This is a genomic window from Pseudarthrobacter sp. 1C304 (assembly GCF_052245515.1).
In the GTDB taxonomy this organism is placed as follows: Bacteria; Actinomycetota; Actinomycetes; order Actinomycetales; family Micrococcaceae; genus Arthrobacter.
Genome location: NZ_JBQQCH010000004.1, coordinates 103,427 through 120,584 on the forward strand (window position 1 = coordinate 103,427; position 17,158 = coordinate 120,584).

Below are 17,158 nucleotides of genomic sequence, written 5' to 3' on the forward strand. Positions count from 1 at the left end.
GTCCCAGCCATTTCGGTTAGTACCGCGTAACTGAGATTTAGGTTAGTCTCTATTAACTGTGATGTCCAACACGGCCTGCCTGGGCTGATAAGTCGAGATGAGGGATGCGCCGGTGACCGAGCTTCCGACCACGCAGCGCGGCCAGGCCAAGGAGAACCGCCGCCAGGCGCTGCTGTCCTCGGCCGCCGCCCTGTTCGCCGTCGACGGGTTCAACCGCGTGTCCCTCGAGGACCTCGGCGCGGCTGCCGGCGTCAGCGGCCCGGCCGTGTACCGCCACTTCGCCGGCAAGCAGGCCGTCCTGGGCGCGCTCCTGCTGAGCGTCAGCCAGGAACTGCTCGACGGCGGCCGGCGGGTGGTTGCCGATTCCGGCGGCGCGTCCGCGGCGCTGCACCGGCTGGTGGAATTCCACGTGGACTTCGCCCTCAGCAACCCCGACGTCATCCGCGTGCAGGACCAGGATTTCAGCAACCTCGCCGACGACGACCAGGCCGAGGTCCGCACCCTGCAGCGCAACTATGTGGAGCTCTGGGTCGACGTCCTGGCCGCGCTGCACCCCGGGACCGAGGCCGCCGAACTGCGGATGCGGGCCCACGCCACGTTCGGCCTGATCAACTCCACCCCGCACTCGGTACGCAGCCATGGGCGGCGGATTGCGGTCAAGCGCGCCCGGCCGCTCCTGCAGAGCATGGCGCTCGCGGCCCTCATGGCCCCGGCCGCTCCCGAGTAGCCCGGCCCGCAGCCCGGCAGGGCCGGCGTTCCGGGGGCACATTGGCGCGGACACGCCGGCAACCAGGGCGCCGACGTCGGAATCCGTCCCCAAAGTGCCCCCGGACGGACGGGGGCCCCGGCGCAAACGCAGAACCACGGTCTACCCAGGCACTCAACGACGGCGGCGTCGGGGCAGGGCCCGCGGCTCCCCAAGGTTTGCGACTCGCGCCCATCGGCGCTCCAGGGGCACATTGGCGCGGACACGCCGGCAACTTAGCCCCCGACGTCGGAATCCTCCCCAATGTGCCCCCGGTCGGCAGATGACCAGCAGGAAACTCGACGGCGGCACTTGGCAGGGCCTACGGCTCCCCCAAGGGTCTGACTTGGTGCTGGCGGCGCGGGGCGCAGTGGCGCGGACACGCCCTGCAACTCAGGCGCCGACGTCGGAATCCGTCCCCAAAGTGCCCCCGAACGGCAGCTGACCAGCCGCAAAACCAGGCACTCGACGACAGTGGCGCCCGGGCCGCGGTAGCCGGCTCCCCAAGGTGTCCGCCTGGGTGCCCGTCGGCGCGGGGCACATTGGCGCGGACACACCGGCAACCAGGGCGCCAACGTCGGAATCGGGGCCCAAAGTGCCCCCGGACGGACAAACCCGCCCTAGAGCAAACCCGCCGTACAGCAAAGCCGCCGGCCGCCCAAGGGGGCAGCCGGCGGCCGTGAGTCGGTAGTTCTAGACCATTGCGAGAACCATGCCCGGGTCGGAGAGCATGGCGCCGAGGTCCTGCAGGAAACGCGAGCCCTGTTCGCCGTCGACCAGGCGGTGGTCGAAGGAGAGGCTGAGCGTCATGACCTGGCGCAGCGCCACCTCGTCCTGGTACTCCCACGGCATCTTCCGCACGGCGCCGAGGGCCAGGATGGCGGCCTCGCCCGGGTTGAGGATGGGGGTGCCGGCGTCGATGCCGAAAACACCGATGTTGGTGATGGAGATGGTGCCCCCGGACAGCTCGGACGGGGCGGTCTTGCCCGCCCGGGCCGTGTCCGTCAGCGCGGTCAGCGCCGTGGAGAGCTCCAGCAGCGACATCCGGTGGGCGTCCTTGATGTTCGGCACGGTGAGGCCCCGCGGGGTGGCAGCCGCGATGCCCAGGTTCACGTAGTTGTACTGGACAATCTCCTGGCTCGCCTCATCCCAGCGCGAGTTGAGCGTGGGGTGGTTGCGCAGGGCGATGAGGACAGCCTTCGACACCAGGGTCAGCGGCGTGAGCTTGTAGCCGGCAAACGCCCGGCTGGCCTTGAGCTTTGCCAGCAGCTCCATGGTGGGCGTGACGTCAACAGTCAGGAACTCCGTGACATGCGGCGCGGTGAAGGCACTCGAGACCATGGCGGCAGCGGTGTGCTTCCGCACGCCCTTGATGGGGGTCCGGGTCTCCCGTTCGCCGTCCGCAGCGGACTGCGGGGCGACCCCGGCCAGGTCCTGCGGCGCGACGGGCAGGTCTCCCCCGCCGACGAAGTTGCGGACGTCATCCCGGGTGATCAGCCCGTGCTCCCCGGTGCCGGTGACGGCAGCCAGGTCGACGCCGAGGTCCTTGGCCAGCTTCCGCACCGGCGGCGTGGACCGCGGGCGTTCGGACAGCAGCGGTGGGGCGGCAACGGCTGCCACCGGCTCGATCACGGGAGCGGGTGCGGCGGCCGGCGCTGTCACGGGAGCGGGTGCGGCGGCGGCCGCCGGAACCGCCGGCGCGGCAAAATTGCGGGCGCGGCGGGCCGGGCGGCCGGAACTCTCCAGGACGGCGCCGTAGCCCACCAGGTTCGGTTCGCGTTTGGCCGGCGCCCCGGCATCGGAACCGGCAGCGGCACCTGCGCCACCTGCGGCGGTACCGCCGTCGTCGCCTTCAACCTCGAAGGAAACAATAGGCTTGCCCACCTCGACGACGGTGCCGGGCTGTTCGTGCAGGGCCGCAACGACGCCGGCAAACGGCGAGGGCAGCTCCACCACGGCCTTGGCCGTTTCCACCTCCGCGATGATCTGGTTGAGCGCGACGGTATCCCCCACCGCAACCTTCCACGCGACGATTTCCGATTCAGTGAGACCCTCGCCGAGGTCCGGCAGCTTGAATTCCTTGATCATGGTGGCGCTCATCCTTCCAGCCCGCTCAGGGAGTTGGGGCGGCCCAGGGCACGGTCGACGCCGTCCAGGATCCGGTCCAGACCCGGGAGGTGGTGCATTTCAAGCTTTGAGTAGGGGTACGGGACATCGAAGCCGGTGACGCGGACCGGAGCGGTCTCAAGGTAGTAGAAGCAGCGTTCAGTGATGCTGGCGGCCACTTCGGCACCGATGCCGCCGGTCTGCGAGGCCTCGTGTGTGATGACGAGCCGGCCGGTCTTCCGGACCGAGGCTTCCAGGGTGGCGAAGTCCACGGGGGCGAGCGAGCGCAGGTCAATGACCTCGACCGACACACCCTCGTCCGCGGCTGCGAGCGCGGCGTCCTTGGCGGTCTTGACCAGCGGGCCGTAGGCCACCAGGGTCACGTCGGTGCCTTCGGTGACAACGCGGGCCTTCTCCAGGGACAGGGCGGCGCCGAGGTCAAGGGTCTCGTCCACCTCGCCCTTGTCGTGATAGCGGCGCTTGGGCTCGAAGTAAAGGACGGGATCGTCGGAGGCGATGGCCTGCTGGATCATGGTGTGGGCGTCCTGCGGGTTGGAGACGGACACAACGCGCAGGCCCGAGGTGTGGGTGAAGTAGGCCTCGGGTGATTCGGAGTGGTGTTCGGGTGAACCGATGCCGCCGCCGAAGGGCACACGGATGGTGATGGGCATCTTGACCGCGCCCTGGGTGCGGTAGTGCATCTTGGCGACCTGGCTGACAATCTGGTCGAAGGCCGGGTAGATAAAGCCGTCGAACTGGATCTCCACCACCGGGCGGTAGCCGCGGTAGGCAAGTCCGACGGCGGTGCCCATAATGCCGGACTCGGCGAGCGGGGTATCCACGACGCGGTGCTTGCCGAAGTCCTTCTGCAGCCCGTCCGTGACGCGGAAGACGCCGCCGAGCGCGCCGATGTCCTCGCCCATGAGGACTACCTTGGGATCATTCTCGAGGGATTTGCGGAGGCCCGAATTGATGGCTCGGGCAAAGGTCATCTGCGTCATCAGCGTGCACCTTCTTCAGTGGCGGCTTCTGCGGGATCGCCGAAGGAAGCCAGGTAACGGGAATAGTGGTCCTGCTGCCGGTCCAGCGAGGAGTTGGGCGTGCTGTAGACGTGCTTGAAAATGTCCATCGGCGCAGGGTCGGGCATGTTGATGGTGCCGGAGCGCAGCGCCTTGGCCACGGCATCCGCTGCGCCGGCGACGGCGGTTTCGAGGTCCGCGGTGAGCAGCCCCTTGCGCTCCAGCAGCGTTTTCAGCCGGGCGATCGGGTCCTTCGCGGCCCAGTCCTCAAGTTCGTTGGCGTCCCGGTACCGGGTGGGGTCGTCCGCCGTCGTATGCGGGCCCATACGGTAGGTGACGGCCTCGATGAAGGTGGGTCCGCCGCCGTGGCGGGCCCGGTCGAGGGCAATGCGGGTCGCGGCCATCACGGCCAGGACGTCGTTGCCGTCCACGCGCATGCTGGGGATGCCGAAGCCGGCGGCCCGGTCCGCGATCTGGATGTGGGACTGCAGCCGGACGGGCTCGGAAATGGCCCAGTGGTTGTTCTGGCAGAAGAAGACCACGGGGGCCTGGAAACTGGCCGCGAATACCAGGGCCTCGTTGACGTCGCCCTCGCTCGTGGCGCCGTCGCCGAAGTACGCCACCGCAACCGAATCGGCGCCGTCGTTCTGGATCCCCATCGCGTAGCCGGTGGCGTGCAGGGTCTGGGCGCCGATGATGATCTGCTGTGTTGCGACGTTGACCGTGTAGGGGTCCCAGCCGGCCAGCGCGTTGCCCCGCCAGGCCTTGACGATGTCCTCGGGGTTGACCCCGCGGCAGTAGGCGACGCCGTTGTCGCGGTAGCTGGGGAAGACAAAATCGTCGTCGCGAAGGGCCCGGGCCGAGCCGATCTGGGACGCCTCCTGGCCCAGCAGCGGCGGCCAGAGGGCGAGTTCACCCTGGCGCTGCAGGGCCGTGGCTTCGGCGTCGATCCGGCGGATGACCACCATGTCCTGGTAGAGCGCGCCCAGCTGTTCGTCGGTGACGTCCTGCAGCCAAGGATCGAACTCGGGATGGCTGACGCGTTCACCCCCGGGGGTGATGAGCTGAACGAGGTCCCCGCCCGTCCGCCTGTTTGATTCTGCACTGTTCCCGGGGCACCCGGCGGAAATGCCGCCCTTGCCCGCGTCGTCGGTAAACACAGTTGTCCGCACCTTCTGACGTCGTCTGACCGCTGCTCGCAGGGACTCGTGATCCCGGTGCACACCGGCCGCCCGGGCGCCGTTGCCCCGGATAGTTGTGACCCTACTCACAATGCCCATTGGGTACAACCACCCGCGGCTAAATTGAGCATTCTGCACCGCCGGGCGCGCTGGCACCGTGCTAATCTTGCGCATTATGCAACCTTTGGATGGCACGGACACCCGACTGTTGTCGGCCATGGCCCGGGACCCCCGCGGGACCGTGGTGGCGCTGGCCCAGAAGCTGGGTTTGTCGCGGAATACCGTGCAGGCCCGGATGGCCCAGCTGGAGAAGAAGCACGTGTTCCTCTCCTTTGAGCGCCGCATCAATCCGGCCGCGCTGGGCTACCCGCTGATGGCTTTCATTTCGGTGCACGTCCAGCAGCAGAAGCTGGGCCGGCTGGCCGGAGAGCTGGCCGATATTCCGGAGATCCTGGAGGGGTACGGCCTGACCGGCTCGGCCGACCTGCTGCTCCGGGTGGTGGCGCTCGACGCCGAGGACCTGTTCCGGATCAACGGCAAGATCCTGGCCTGCGACGGCGTGGACCGGACGGACACGGCCCTGGCCATGAGCGAGATGATCCCGTTCCGGATCCAGCCGCTGCTGGAACGCGGCTCGGCCGAAGGCTGACGGGCGGCCCGCGGGAGCCGCAGGGTTCCCGGACACAACGGCAGGAGCCCCCGTGCGGTTGCACGGGGGCTCCTGCTGTGTGGCTCTTGCTGTGTTGGGCCGGCGGGAGGCCGGCGCCGTTTAGTGGTTGGTGGCCTTCTCGGCGCCCACACCCGTGAGGGAACGGACCTCCATTTCGGCCTGCTTGGTGGTGTCTTCCAGCTTCTTGTCCAGCACGGTGCCCAGCCAGCCCAGGAAGAACGCGAGCGGGATGGAGACGATGCCGGGGTTGCTCAGCGGGAAGATCGCGAAGTTGGCGCCCGGGATCATGGACGTCTTCGCTCCCGAGACCACCGGGGACAGTGCGATCAGGATGACTGCCGAGCCCAGGCCGCCGTACATGCTCCAGATGGCGCCCTGGGTGGTGAAGCGGCGCCAGTACAGCGAGTAGATGATGGTGGGCAGGTTGGCCGACGCCGCCACGGCGAAGGCCAGCGCCACGAGGAATGCCACGTTCTGCCCGTTGGCGAAGATGCCGCCGATGATGGCCAGCACTCCGATCACAACGACGGTCTTCCGCGCCACCTTGACCTCGGTGTCGGGATCGGCCGTGCCCTTGGCCAGGACGTTGGCGTAGATGTCGTGCGCAAACGACGCCGCCGCCGTGATGGTGAGGCCGGCGACGACGGCCAGGATGGTGGCGAAGGCCACCGCGGAGATGAAGCCGAGCAGCAGCGGTCCGCCGAGGTGGAAGGCCAGCAGCGGCGCGGCGGAGTTGACGCCGCCCGGGGCGGCCTTGATGGTGTCGGCGCCCACCAGGGCCGCGGCACCGTAGCCGAGCACCAGGGTGAACAGGTAGAACAGGCCGATCAGCCAGATGGACCAGACCACGGACTTGCGGGCTTCCTTGGCGGTCGGGACCGTGTAGAAGCGCATCAGCACGTGCGGCAGGGCCGCGGTGCCGAGGACCAGGGCCAGGCCGAGGGACACGAAGTCCAGCTTGGAGGTCTCGGACTTGCCGTACTGCAGGCCCGGGTTGAGGATGTTCGGGTTGCCCGCGGTCTCCACCGCGCCGCCGAGCAGGGCGGAGAGGTTGAAGCCGTAGATTGCCAGGACCCAGAGGGTCATGACCGCGGCACCGGCAATCAGCAGGATGGCCTTGATGATCTGGACCCAGGTGGTGCCCTTCATGCCGCCGATCAGGACGTACATGATCATCAGGGCGCCGACGACGATGATCACCAGCGCCTGTCCGCCCCAGTCGCTGATGCCGAGCAGCAGCGAGATCAGGCTGCCGGCCCCGGCCATCTGCGCCAGGAGGTAGAAGAAGCAGACCGCCAGGGTGGAGATGGCGGCGGCGATGCGCACGGGGCGCTGCTTGAGCCGGAAGGAGAGGACATCGGCCATGGTGAACTTGCCGGTGTTGCGCAGCAGCTCGGCAACGAGCAGCAGGGCGACCAGCCAGGCGACGAGGAATCCGATGGAGTACATAAACCCGTCGTAGCCGTTGATGGCGATGGCGCCGGTAATGCCCAGGAAGGATGCGGCCGACAGGTAGTCGCCGGCGATCGCGGTGCCGTTCTGTGAGCCGGTGAAGGACCGTCCGGCCGCGTAGTAGTCGGCGGCGGTCTTGTTGTTCCGGCTGGCGCGGAACACGATCACCATGGTGACCGCCACGAACAGGGCAAAGATCCCCATGTTCAGCAGGGTGGTGTCTTTAAGTGCGGCGACGTCGACCGCGGGAACCATAAATGTTGTCATTGTGCAGATCCGCCCACTCGGTTGCCGTGCTTGTCGAACTCGTGGCCTTCGATTTCCTCACGGATTTCGGCGGCGATGGGGTCCAGCTTCCGGTTCGAGTAGCTGACGTACCAGCCGGTGATGGCGAACGTGGTCACGAACTGAAGCAGGCCCAGGATCAGGCCGATGTTGATGTTGCCCCAGACCTTGGTGGACATGAACTCCACCGCGTAGTCGGCCAGCAGGACATAGGCGAAGTACCAGAGCAGAAATGCAATGGCCATCGGAAAAACAAAGCTGCGGTGGCGCGTGCGCAGTTGCTGGAACCGCGGCGTCGATTGGACTTCCTTGAAGTCCACGGCCGCCGCAGCGTCCGTTTCTTGGGCTTCGTGACCCATCGTTCCTCCTCATTGAGACTGGCGAATCCACACCGGCTGCCCTGGCCTGCTCCGTACAGCCCTCCGGCCAATGTGACTGCAATCACTGTCTCGCGTGACGTGGCTTACATTCCAGATTCACCGCGCCCTGCGTCGCTCAGCGGTCCCGATGCTGCGGTCAGCGGTTCCGATGCTGCAGTCAGCGGTTCCCGCCCGCACCTCCCGCGATACGCTGGGCCCATGCCCGACTCTCCCCTGTTCACCGCCGCGGCAATCGCCGTGATCGCCGCGGCAATCGCCGTCGTCGTCGCCGTCGGCCTCAAAGTGCTCCGCTCCTTCCGGGAGCTCGGCACGGACGCGGAGCGGGCCACCTACAAGACGCTGCACACGGCCTCCCGGGCCGGCCAGCACCTGCGGACCGGGCTCAATCCGGCCGGCGCCGCGAAGGCGAGCCGCCAGCTGCGCAGCCTGCTGGGCTGCGACGCACTGGCCATCACGGACGCCTCCGGGGTCCTCGCCTGGGACGGCGCCGGCGAGGAACTCAAGCCGTTGCTGATGGACCTGTCCGCAGGGGTGTTCGACGGCGGCCACACGGCCGTGATTCCGGCCGGCGAGGTGCAGGAACTCGCCCAGGGCAAGGGCGCCGTCGCCACCCGCCCGGACGTGGAACGCGCCGCGGTGATCGCCCCGATCAAGGCCGGGACACGGGTGGTGGGGGTGGTGGCGGCGTTCGCGCCGGCGGCGGGCGCCGGGCTGGTCCGGGCCACCAGCGAGGTGGCCGACTGGGTTGCGACGCAGGTGGAACTGGCGGAACTGGACGCGTCCCGCACCCTGCTGATGGAGGCCGAGGTGCGCGCGCTCCGGGCCCAGATCAGCCCGCACTTCATCTACAACTCCCTGAACGCGATCGCGTCCTTCATCAACACCGACCCGGTGCGGGCCCGGGAACTGGTGGTGGAGTTCGCCGACTTCACCCGCTATTCCTTCCGCCGGCACGGTGACTTCACCACCCTCGCTGAGGAGCTGCGCTGCATTGACCGGTACCTGCTGCTGGAGCGGGCCCGCTTCGGCGACCGCGTGCAGGTCAGCCTGCGGATCGCCCCGGAGGTGCTCAGCACGGTGATCCCCTTCCTGAGCCTGCAGCCGCTGGTGGAAAACGCCGTCCGGCACGGGCTGGAAGCCAAGGAGGGCCCGGGCCACATCACCATCACGGCCAACGATTCCGGTGCCTTCGCCGAGGTGACCATCGAGGACGACGGCGTCGGCATGGACCCGGAGCAGCTGCGGGCTGTCCTCGCGGGGCACGGCGAGGGCGACCATGTGGGCCTGCGCAACGTCGACGCCCGGCTGCGGCAGGTCTACGGCGACGACCACGGACTGGTGATCGAGACGGCGCCCGGGGAAGGAACGCTGATCACCATGCGCGTCCCCAAGTCCCAGCCCCGCCACGACGCCTGAGCCTGCGGCCGGCCCCGGTACCCGCGGCAGTAGTCTTGAACCATGATTAACGTCCTCGTCGCCGATGACGAGCTGCCCGCTGTCGAGGAACTGGCCTTCCTGCTCGGCAGGGATGACCGGATCGGCACCATTCACCGCGCATCCTCCGGTGCCGAGGCGCTGCGGGCCCTCGAAGCCGAGGACGTCGACGCCGTGTTCCTCGACATCCACATGCCGGCGCTCTCCGGGCTGGACATCGCGCGCGTGATCTCGCGCAGCAGCAAACCGCCCGCCGTTGTGTTCGTCACCGCCGACGAGGACTGCGCTCTGGAGGCCTTCGAACTGGCCGCCGTCGACTATCTCCTGAAACCGGTCCGGGCCGAACGGCTGGCGAAGTCCGTCGGCAGGATCTGCGAACTGCTCAAGGACGGCGCCCCGCCGCCGGAGATGATCACCGTGGACCTGGGCGGCACCACGAAGATGATCCGCCGCGAGGACGTCACGTACGTCCAGGCCCAGGGCGACTACGCGAGGCTGCACACCGCGGACGCGAGCTACCTCATCCGCGTCCCGCTGGCCGACCTGGAACAGCAGTGGGCCGACGCAGGGTTCCTCCGGATCCACCGCTCGTACCTCATCGCGCTGAACCACGTCAGCCACATGAAGCTTGCCGCCACCCGGCCGAGTGTCACGGTGGCGGGGGCCGAGCTGCCCATCAGCCGCCGGCACCTGCCGTCCGTCCGGGAGAAGCTTGAAACCACCCGGATCCGGCCGCAGTCATGACCCGCGTCCGCGTCACCGCGCCGCGAAGCGTGAATGCCGGCAGTGCCACAGCAGGCAGCGCCACCGCGCTTCCCGGCGGGCGGCAGCCCGCCGATGCCCGGGAAGCCGCCGAGGAATCCGACGCCGGCCAGGTGTTTGTCCGCTCGCTGATCCGCTCGCAGCTGCGGCTGGGGGTGGTGGTAGCGGCGGGTTTCCTGCTGATCCTGGCGGCATTCCCGCTCATGCTGGGAATCGTTCCGGGCCTCGCCGACTCCACGCTGGCGGGCCTGCCGTTCGACTGGGTCCTGCTGGGGGCGGGGATCTACCCGGTGATCGGGCTCAGCGCCTGGCTCTATATCCGGACGGCGGCCCGGAACGAGGCCCGCTACCGGGACCTCCTCGGCGACAAGTGAGGCGCCCGTGAATCCGGCCGTCGGCATCGCCGCGTTTGCCGCCGTGTCGCTCGCCACCGCCGTCATCGGTTTCTACGGGCTGCGGATCTCGCGCACCACCGGGGACTTCTATGTGGCTTCCCGGACCGTGCGGCCCTGGTGGAATGCGTCGGCCATCGGCGGTGAATACCTCTCGGCCGCGAGCTTCCTTGGCGTGGCCGGACTGATCCTCCTCTCCGGCACGGACGCCCTGTGGTTCCCGGTGGGCTACACCGCCGGCTACCTGATGCTGCTGCTCTTCGTCGCTGCACCGCTCCGCCGGTCCGGCGCCTACACCATTCCCGACTTCACCGAGGCGCGACTCGATTCGCGGGTGGTCCGCAGGGTCACCAGCGTTGTGGTGGTGATGGTGGGCTGGCTGTATATCGTTCCGCAGCTCCACGGTGCGGCGCTGGCCATCCGGGCCACTACCGGACTGCCGGCCTGGGTGGGGCAGGTGGCGGTGGTCGCCGTCGTCTGCGTCACCGTGGTGGCCGGCGGGATGCGGTCCATCACGTTTGTGCAGGCGTTCCAGTACTGGCTGAAGCTGACGGCGCTGGCCGTGCCCATCCTGTTCATCCTCTTCGTGCTCGCGGACTCCGGAACTCCGGCAGTGGCGGCGGCCTCGACGAATCCCACCGGCGCGGCCCCGGCCGGGCTGTACCAGAACATCTCGCTGCTCGTGGCGCTGCTCTTTGGAACCCTGGGGCTGCCGCACGTGCTGGTGCGCTTCTATACCAACCCGGACGGCCAGTCGGCCCGCCGGACCACCTTGATCGTGCTGGGCCTGCTGTCAGTCTTCTACCTGTTCCCGACGGCGTACGGGCTGGTGGGCCGGATGTTCGCACCCCACCTGGCGCAAAGCGGGCAAGCGGACGCGCTGGTGCTCCTGCTTCCCGGGGAACTGGTGGGCGGGACGGCCGGGGACCTGCTCTCCGCGCTGGTGGTGGCCGGGGCGTTTGCGGCGTTCCTGTCCACCACCTCGGGGCTGGTGGTCTCGCTGGCCGGCGTGATCAGCCAGGATCTCTTCGGCGGCAGCGTCAAGGGTTTCCGCCGGGCCGCCGTCATCTCGGCGGTGGTCCCGCTGGGCATCGCGTCGATGACGGGGTCGCTGGCGCTGGCCGGAAGTGTTGGCCTGGTGTTTGCGTTCACCGCGTCCACGATCTGCCCGGTTCTGCTGCTGGGCATCTGGTGGCGCGGGCTCACGGACACCGGCGCCATCGCCGGGATGGTGACGGGAGCCGCGCTGTGCGGCGGGGCCATGGTGGCCGGAGCGGTGCTGGGTGCCGGCGGAACCCCGACCTGGCTGGCGCAGCCGGCGGCGTGGACGGTGCCGGCTGCCTTCGCCGTGATGGTCCTGGCCTCCCGGGCCACCCGGGACCGGGTACCGCGCACCATCACGCGGCTGATGACCCGGCTGCACACCCCGGAGCGGCCGCTGGCCACAGAGCGCTGAAGACGCTCAGTCGATGGCGGCCATGAGTTCGACGACGCGGTCCAGGAAAGCGTCCACCTGGTTCTCCTCGTAGCCGTCCTTGCCGACGGCGGGGCGGAACACTGCCCGCCGGACGTTGTCCACACTGAGTGGCTGGTCCTCCTCGAGGTAGCCGATCAGGTCGTGGCAGAGATCATCGACGTCGGTGGTGTTGTAGCTGCGCGCCTTGGCCTTGGCCGGGCGCCGGAAACGCTGGCCGTCGGGACGGTGCAGCCGTCCGCGGAGGATGCCGGCGAGCCGTCCGATCTCGCGAAGCCACGCCTCCTCGCCGCGTTCGGCGACCAGTTCGTCGCGTTCCCGCAGCGCCAGGGCATCCTCGAGCCGGTCCAGCGCCGCGTCCACGTCCGCTGCCGAGTAGCCGCCCTTGACCGGGTCGAAGGAGACGCTCCTGACATCCCCGCTCTTGACGGGCCTGGCTGCCGAGCTGGGGGATTCGAACGACACCCGTGCGCGCTGCATGAACTGGTCCACTTGCTTGGCGTTGTAGCCGTACTGGTTCCGCTGCACGCGGTCAAAGGAAGCAGGAATCTGCCGTTGAATGTCCACTGTAACTATTGTTTCCTTTAATGCCGTTCGGCCGGTTTGCCCGGCACCATTCTAGGGCCCGGCGGGTGGGTGGCAAGAAGCCTTACGCGCCGGCAAAGACCGAGTAGAGAATGTAAGCCACCGGGGACGCGAAGACGATCGAGTCCAACCGGTCCATCACCCCGCCGTGGCCGGGGAGGATGCTGCTCATGTCCTTGATCCCGAGTTCGCGCTTCACCATGGATTCGGCGAGGTCGCCGGCGGTGGCCGCGGCCACCATGCCGACGGCCAGCACCACACCGACCCACCACGGCTTGTCCAGCAGGAAAACGGCCGCGAGCACTCCGACCGCCGTCGCGCCGGCCACGGACCCGGCGAAGCCTTCCCAGCTTTTCTTGGGGCTGATCTTCGGCGCCATCGGGTGTTTACCGAGCGACGCACCGACGAGGTAGCCGAACGTGTCGTTGGCGACCACAAGCATCAGGAGCGTGGCGATCTGCCACGCCCCGGGGGGAACGACGCCGTCGGGCCACAACCCCACCGGGGTCTCCCCCACCAGTGTGTGCAGCGGCAGCACCGCGAAACTGATGAAGAACGGAACCCACGCCAGGGCAAAGACGCCGGCGAAGATACTGCGCGCCGAACCGGCAGCACCCTCGAGGGACCGCCAGATCAGCACCGCAACACTGCTGAGCATCATCGCGAACAGGAGGCTCTCCGGCCCGCCAAAGTAGGCGGCCACCGGCATTGCCACGGTGCCGGTCATCACGGGGATGATCGGCAGCCTGGTGCCCGAGGCCTCCAGGGCGCGGAAGATCTCCCAGACGCCGAAGACGCCGAAGCAGGTGACGATCAGCACGAACCCCAACGGCAGGAACAGCAGTCCGCCCAGGACGACGATGAGCATGCCAAGGCCCACGGCAATGGCGGCGGGAAGATTCCTTCCGGCCTTCGGCGTCGGGTTCCTCCGCTGCTTCCCCCGCACCCGGACGTCCGCGCCGGGGTCCCCCTGTTCCTGCGTCATCAGACCTCTAGCAGCTCGGCTTCCTTGCGCTTGAGCAGCTCGTCGATGCCGTCGACGTGGGCCTTGGTGATGGCGTCCAGTTCCTTCTCGCCGCGGCTGCCCTCGTCCTCGCCCGCTTCTCCGTCCTTGACCAGCTTGTCCAGGGTTTCCTTGGCCTTGCGGCGGATGTTGCGGATGGACACCTTGGCGTCCTCCCCCTTGGACTTGACGATCTTGACGTACTCCTTGCGGCGTTCGGACGTCAGTTCCGGAATGGTGATGCGGATGACGTTGCCGTCGTTGGACGGGTTGGCTCCGACCTCGGAGTCGCTGAGGGCACGTTCGATGTCCCGCAGGGCGGTCTTGTCGAACGGAGTGATCAGGATGGTGCGGGCGTCCGGAATGGCAAACGATGCCAGCTGCTGCAGCGGCGTGGGCGAACCGTAGTAGTCGACCAGGACCTTGTTGTAGAGGCCCGGGTTGGCGCGGCCGGTACGGATCGAGGCGAAGTCTTCCTTGGCTACTTCAACCGCCTTGTCCATCTTGTCCCCGGCTTCGAGCAAGGTTTCTTCGATCACGGTCTCTCCTCAGAAATTGGTGCACCCGCCGCTGGCGGGGTGCTGCACGGTCTTGATTGCGTTCCGGACCCCGGGCTTCGAGGTGCGGAAATGTCCTGAAAACATCCTAGCCGTTGCTAGGGGGTGACGACGGTGCCCAGGTCCTCGCCGCGGATGGCCCGGGTGACGTTGCCTTCGCCTTCCATGCCGAACACCACCATGGTGAGGTTGTTGTCCTTGCACATGGTCATGGCAGTCTGGTCCATCACGCGGATGTCGCGGCGCAGCGCGTCGTCGTAGCTGAGGCGGTGCAGCTTCTCGGCCGTGGGGTCCTTCTTGGGGTCGGCGGTGTAGACGCCGTCGACGCCGCTCTTGGCCATCAGGACGACGTCGGCATGGACCTCCATGGCGCGCTGGGCGGCCACGGTGTCAGTGGAGAAGTACGGCAGTCCGGCGCCGGCGCCGAAGATGACGACACGGCCCTTTTCCATGTGGCGGATGGCGCGGCGGGGAATGTAGGCCTCGGCGACCTGCCCCATGGTGATGGCACTCTGCACACGGGTTTCGACTCCGGCCTGCTCCAGGAAGTCCTGGAGCGCCAGGCAGTTCATCACCGTGCCCAGCATGCCCATGTAGTCGGCGCGGGAGCGGTCCATGCCGCTCTGGGAGAGTTCGGCGCCGCGGAAGAAGTTTCCGCCGCCGACGACGATCGCAACTTCGACGTCGGGAACTGCTGCGGCGATCTGCTTGGCCACGCCGCGGACGGTATCAGGGTCGACGCCCAGTTTCCCGCCCCCGAAGACCTCGCCGGAAAGCTTCAACAGGACTCGGCGCCGGCTCTTCTTTGGCTGGGCTGAAGTGGTGACGGTTTCCATGGTGCCTTCCCGTTGGTGAACTCTGAAAAAGGGTATCGTGCCGGGGACCAAAGGCGTCATTTCCGCCCGGTCCCGGCTTTTTCGGATCTTGCCCGGCCTTACCGGACCGTCCCTCCCGGGACGGCGTCCCGGATGCATGCAAAAGGGGTGGCCACCGCAGTGACCACCCCCTCAGCGTGTCTGGCTAATGCCCGACTGGTGTCTGACTAGGAACCGACGCGGAAACGCGTGAATGCGGTGCCCTTGACGCCGGCCTCTTCGAGGACCTGGGCGACAGACTTCTTGGCATCCTTGGCGAATGCCTGGTCGAGGAGAACCTCGCCCTTGTAGAAGCCCGTGACGCGGCCTTCCACAATCTTCGTCATGGCAGCTTCCGGCTTGCCTTCAGCCTTGGCGGTTTCCTCGGCGATGCGGCGCTCGGAGTCAACGAGCTCGGCCGGAACGTCCTCGCGGGAGAGGTAGTTCGGGGACATCGCGGCGATGTGCACGGCAACGTCGTGGGCTGCGGTAGCAGCGGCTTCGCTTTCGCCGTCAACAGCGAACAGGACGCCGACCTGGGCCGGGAGGTCCTTGGAGGTCTTGTGCAGGTAAGCGTCGACCGTTGCGCCCTCGATGCGGGAGATGCGGCGGACAACAACCTTTTCGCCGAGAACGGCGCCCTCTTCGACGACAACCTCGGACAGCGGCTTGCCGTCGACCTCGGTGGCCAGCAGGGTCTCGAGATCGGCAGCGCCGGACTCGACGGCAACGGCCAGGACCTTGTCGGCGAGCTGGATGAACTTGTCAGCCTTTGCGACGAAGTCGGTCTCGCAGTTGACTTCGATCATCACGCCGACGCCGTTCGCGACCTTGGCAGCAACCAGGCCTTCAGCGGTGGAGCGGCCTTCACGCTTGGTAGCGCCCTTGAGGCCCTTGATGCGGATGATTTCGATGGCCTTCTCGGCGTCACCGTTGGCTTCGTCAAGAGCCTTCTTGACATCCATCATGCCGGCGCCGGTGCGCTCGCGCAGAGCCTTGATATCAGCAGCAGTGTAGTTCGCCATGTGAACCCCTCTGTCTAGAAATTTAGTGTGGTGTACGGACTGACAGGACGGCTGCTCACCTGGTGAGCGGCCATCCTGTCAGTTCCCCGGCGCCGTTGCGGGCGCGGAGGGAGATCCGGATTTATTTGTCAGCCCGGGAGCAGGCTGGCGGGTCTGGCTACTTGGCTTCGCCGGCGGCGTCGTCGGCAGCCGGGGCAGCAACGGGCTCTTCAGCCGGAGCGGCCTCTGCAGCCGGAGCGGCAGCAGCCTCTTCGGTCTTGCTGCCTTCGAGGAGCTCGCGCTCCCACTCGGCCAGCGGCTCTTCCGGAGCTTCCGTGGTGCCGGTGGCGCGCTGGTTGCGGGCGATCAGGCCCTCAGCAACGGCGTCAGCAACAACGCGGGTCAGCAGGTTGACGGAGCGGATGGCGTCGTCGTTGCCCGGGATCGGGAAGTCGACTTCGTCCGGATCGCAGTTGGTGTCGAGGATGGCAACAACCGGGATGTTCAGCTTCTTGGCCTCGTCGACGGCAAGGTGTTCCTTCTTGGTGTCAACAATCCACAGGGCGGAAGGCGCCTTGGTCAGGTTGCGGATACCACCGAGGTTGGTTTCCAGCTTGGTGAGTTCGCGGCGAAGGAGCAGCAGTTCCTTCTTCGTGTAGGTGGAGCCGGCGACGTCGTCGAAGTCGATCTCTTCGAGTTCCTTCATGCGCTGGATGCGCTTGGAAACCGTCTGGAAGTTGGTCAGCATACCGCCGAGCCAACGCTGGTTGACGTACGGCTGGCCAACGCGGGTGGCCTGCTCGGCGATGGATTCCTGCGCCTGCTTCTTGGTGCCGACGAAGAGGACGGTGCCGCCGTGGGCAACGGTGGCCTTCACGAACTCGTAGGCACGGTCGATGTAGGACAGCGACTGCTGCAGGTCAATGATGTAGATGCCGTTGCGCTCCGTGAAGATGAAGCGCTTCATCTTCGGGTTCCAACGACGGGTCTGGTGTCCAAAGTGGACGCCGCTGTCAAGCAGCTGGCGCATGGTTACGACGGGCATGCCGGCGCTCCTTCCGGCAGGTCATTCATGAGAGAGCCCTGGGGCACTCTTACCCTGCCAATAGTTGACGGTTGATTAGCAACACCCAGGCGGGCGGTGCTCCTGGCATCCACTGCGCGACTTACCCGGACCACAGGCCCGGACCGAAAGAGGCGCAGTCCACCGCATCTGAAGAGTTCAGGCTTCGAATGAGGAGGGCTGGATACGCGT

The 17,158-nt window shown here is 67.4% G+C and carries 17 protein-coding genes; 6 read left to right on the plus strand and 11 right to left on the minus strand.

Annotated features, from left to right (window positions below; all coding sequences use genetic code 11):
- The first annotated feature begins 97 nt into the window (after window positions 1-97).
- Window positions 98-727, plus strand: a complete 630-nt coding sequence (locus ACTWQD_RS09950; protein ID WP_443195977.1) for an SACE_7040 family transcriptional regulator — start codon at window positions 98-100, stop codon at window positions 725-727.
- A 711-nt stretch (window positions 728-1,438) separates the two neighbouring features.
- On the opposite strand, the gene ACTWQD_RS09955 is transcribed toward ACTWQD_RS09950, so the two are convergent.
- Genes ACTWQD_RS09955 through pdhA form a run of 3 tightly spaced genes read right to left on the minus strand, consistent with a single transcriptional unit; the run spans window position 1,439 to window position 5,030 of the window.
- On the minus strand, window positions 1,439-2,845 hold the full coding sequence (locus ACTWQD_RS09955) for a dihydrolipoamide acetyltransferase family protein (protein ID WP_443195978.1): 1,407 nt from the start codon (window positions 2,843-2,845) through the stop codon (window positions 1,439-1,441).
- Complete coding sequence (locus ACTWQD_RS09960; RefSeq protein ID WP_443195979.1) at window positions 2,842-3,852, minus strand: alpha-ketoacid dehydrogenase subunit beta; 1,011 nt, start codon at window positions 3,850-3,852, stop codon at window positions 2,842-2,844. The genes ACTWQD_RS09955 and ACTWQD_RS09960 overlap by 4 nt, the downstream gene beginning before the upstream one ends.
- Window positions 3,852-5,030 (minus strand): pyruvate dehydrogenase (acetyl-transferring) E1 component subunit alpha, encoded by a 1,179-nt coding sequence (pdhA, locus tag ACTWQD_RS09965; protein WP_443195980.1) that lies wholly within the window; start codon window positions 5,028-5,030, stop codon window positions 3,852-3,854. Before pdhA ends, ACTWQD_RS09960 begins: the two co-directional genes overlap by 1 nt.
- Window positions 5,031-5,226: 196 nt before the next feature.
- On the opposite strand from pdhA, the gene ACTWQD_RS09970 reads away from it, so the two are divergent.
- Window positions 5,227-5,700: an Lrp/AsnC family transcriptional regulator gene (locus tag ACTWQD_RS09970; protein WP_066434670.1), complete on the plus strand. Its 474-nt coding sequence runs from the start codon at window positions 5,227-5,229 to the stop codon at window positions 5,698-5,700.
- Between the two features lie 120 nt (window positions 5,701-5,820).
- On the opposite strand, the gene ACTWQD_RS09975 is transcribed toward ACTWQD_RS09970, so the two are convergent.
- Window positions 5,821-7,440 (minus strand): solute symporter family protein, encoded by a 1,620-nt coding sequence (locus tag ACTWQD_RS09975; RefSeq protein ID WP_443195981.1) that lies wholly within the window; start codon window positions 7,438-7,440, stop codon window positions 5,821-5,823.
- Window positions 7,437-7,817, minus strand: a complete 381-nt coding sequence (locus tag ACTWQD_RS09980; RefSeq protein ID WP_443195982.1) for a DUF485 domain-containing protein — start codon at window positions 7,815-7,817, stop codon at window positions 7,437-7,439. Before ACTWQD_RS09980 ends, ACTWQD_RS09975 begins: the two co-directional genes overlap by 4 nt.
- A 219-nt stretch (window positions 7,818-8,036) precedes the next feature.
- Here ACTWQD_RS09980 and ACTWQD_RS09985 point away from each other — a divergent pair, with 219 nt between their 5' ends.
- Genes ACTWQD_RS09985 through ACTWQD_RS10000 form a run of 4 tightly spaced genes read left to right on the plus strand, consistent with a single transcriptional unit; the run spans window position 8,037 to window position 11,882 of the window.
- Window positions 8,037-9,254: a sensor histidine kinase gene (locus ACTWQD_RS09985; RefSeq protein ID WP_443195983.1), complete on the plus strand. Its 1,218-nt coding sequence runs from the start codon at window positions 8,037-8,039 to the stop codon at window positions 9,252-9,254.
- A 42-nt stretch (window positions 9,255-9,296) separates the two neighbouring features.
- Complete coding sequence (locus tag ACTWQD_RS09990; RefSeq protein ID WP_443195984.1) at window positions 9,297-10,016, plus strand: LytR/AlgR family response regulator transcription factor; 720 nt, start codon at window positions 9,297-9,299, stop codon at window positions 10,014-10,016.
- On the plus strand, window positions 10,013-10,408 hold the full coding sequence (locus ACTWQD_RS09995) for a hypothetical protein (protein WP_443195985.1): 396 nt from the start codon (window positions 10,013-10,015) through the stop codon (window positions 10,406-10,408). Before ACTWQD_RS09990 ends, ACTWQD_RS09995 begins: the two co-directional genes overlap by 4 nt.
- A gap of 7 nt (window positions 10,409-10,415) precedes the next feature.
- Window positions 10,416-11,882 carry a sodium/solute symporter gene (locus ACTWQD_RS10000; protein ID WP_443195986.1) on the plus strand — a complete coding sequence of 489 codons (1,467 nt, stop codon included), beginning with the start codon at window positions 10,416-10,418 and terminating at the stop codon, window positions 11,880-11,882.
- A gap of 6 nt (window positions 11,883-11,888) precedes the next feature.
- On the opposite strand, the gene ACTWQD_RS10005 is transcribed toward ACTWQD_RS10000, so the two are convergent.
- The 6 genes from ACTWQD_RS10005 to rpsB form a co-directional block, all read right to left on the minus strand.
- Entirely contained in the window at window positions 11,889-12,467 is a 579-nt protein-coding gene (locus ACTWQD_RS10005) for a DivIVA domain-containing protein (RefSeq protein WP_443195987.1), read from the minus strand.
- An 82-nt stretch (window positions 12,468-12,549) separates the two neighbouring features.
- On the minus strand, window positions 12,550-13,470 hold the full coding sequence (locus ACTWQD_RS10010; protein ID WP_443195988.1) for a phosphatidate cytidylyltransferase: 921 nt from the start codon (window positions 13,468-13,470) through the stop codon (window positions 12,550-12,552).
- A complete protein-coding gene (gene frr, locus ACTWQD_RS10015) occupies window positions 13,470-14,027 on the minus strand; it encodes a ribosome recycling factor (protein WP_066434645.1) in 558 nt (185 codons plus the stop codon). Before frr ends, ACTWQD_RS10010 begins: the two co-directional genes overlap by 1 nt.
- 116 nt (window positions 14,028-14,143) lie before the next feature.
- Window positions 14,144-14,881, minus strand: coding sequence for a UMP kinase (gene pyrH, locus ACTWQD_RS10020; protein ID WP_066434642.1), 738 nt, complete (start codon window positions 14,879-14,881; stop codon window positions 14,144-14,146).
- A gap of 206 nt (window positions 14,882-15,087) precedes the next feature.
- Window positions 15,088-15,924 carry a translation elongation factor Ts gene (gene tsf / locus ACTWQD_RS10025; RefSeq protein WP_443195989.1) on the minus strand — a complete coding sequence of 279 codons (837 nt, stop codon included), beginning with the start codon at window positions 15,922-15,924 and terminating at the stop codon, window positions 15,088-15,090.
- 157 nt (window positions 15,925-16,081) lie between these two features.
- Window positions 16,082-16,948, minus strand: a complete 867-nt coding sequence (gene rpsB, locus ACTWQD_RS10030; RefSeq protein WP_443195990.1) for a 30S ribosomal protein S2 — start codon at window positions 16,946-16,948, stop codon at window positions 16,082-16,084.
- Window positions 16,949-17,158 lie beyond the last annotated feature (210 nt).

Bases quoted from the DNA above. Each gene is read 5' to 3' on its own strand.
- tsf (WP_443195989.1), bottom strand. From the start codon at position 15,924: ATGGCGAACTACACTGCTGCTGATATCAAGGCTCTGCGCGAGCGCACC.
- ACTWQD_RS09975 (WP_443195981.1), bottom strand. From the start codon at position 7,440: ATGACAACATTTATGGTTCCCGCGGTCGACGTCGCCGCACTTAAAGAC.
- ACTWQD_RS09955 (WP_443195978.1), bottom strand. From the start codon at position 2,845: ATGAGCGCCACCATGATCAAGGAATTCAAGCTGCCGGACCTCGGCGAG.
- ACTWQD_RS09985 (WP_443195983.1), top strand. From the start codon at position 8,037: ATGCCCGACTCTCCCCTGTTCACCGCCGCGGCAATCGCCGTGATCGCC.
- ACTWQD_RS10010 (WP_443195988.1), bottom strand. From the start codon at position 13,470: ATGACGCAGGAACAGGGGGACCCCGGCGCGGACGTCCGGGTGCGGGGG.
- ACTWQD_RS09980 (WP_443195982.1), bottom strand. From the start codon at position 7,817: ATGGGTCACGAAGCCCAAGAAACGGACGCTGCGGCGGCCGTGGACTTC.
- ACTWQD_RS09960 (WP_443195979.1), bottom strand. From the start codon at position 3,852: ATGACGCAGATGACCTTTGCCCGAGCCATCAATTCGGGCCTCCGCAAA.
- ACTWQD_RS09970 (WP_066434670.1), top strand. From the start codon at position 5,227: ATGCAACCTTTGGATGGCACGGACACCCGACTGTTGTCGGCCATGGCC.
- ACTWQD_RS09990 (WP_443195984.1), top strand. From the start codon at position 9,297: ATGATTAACGTCCTCGTCGCCGATGACGAGCTGCCCGCTGTCGAGGAA.
- pyrH (WP_066434642.1), bottom strand. From the start codon at position 14,881: ATGGAAACCGTCACCACTTCAGCCCAGCCAAAGAAGAGCCGGCGCCGA.
- ACTWQD_RS09950 (WP_443195977.1), top strand. From the start codon at position 98: ATGAGGGATGCGCCGGTGACCGAGCTTCCGACCACGCAGCGCGGCCAG.
- ACTWQD_RS09995 (WP_443195985.1), top strand. From the start codon at position 10,013: ATGACCCGCGTCCGCGTCACCGCGCCGCGAAGCGTGAATGCCGGCAGT.
- rpsB (WP_443195990.1), bottom strand. From the start codon at position 16,948: ATGCCCGTCGTAACCATGCGCCAGCTGCTTGACAGCGGCGTCCACTTT.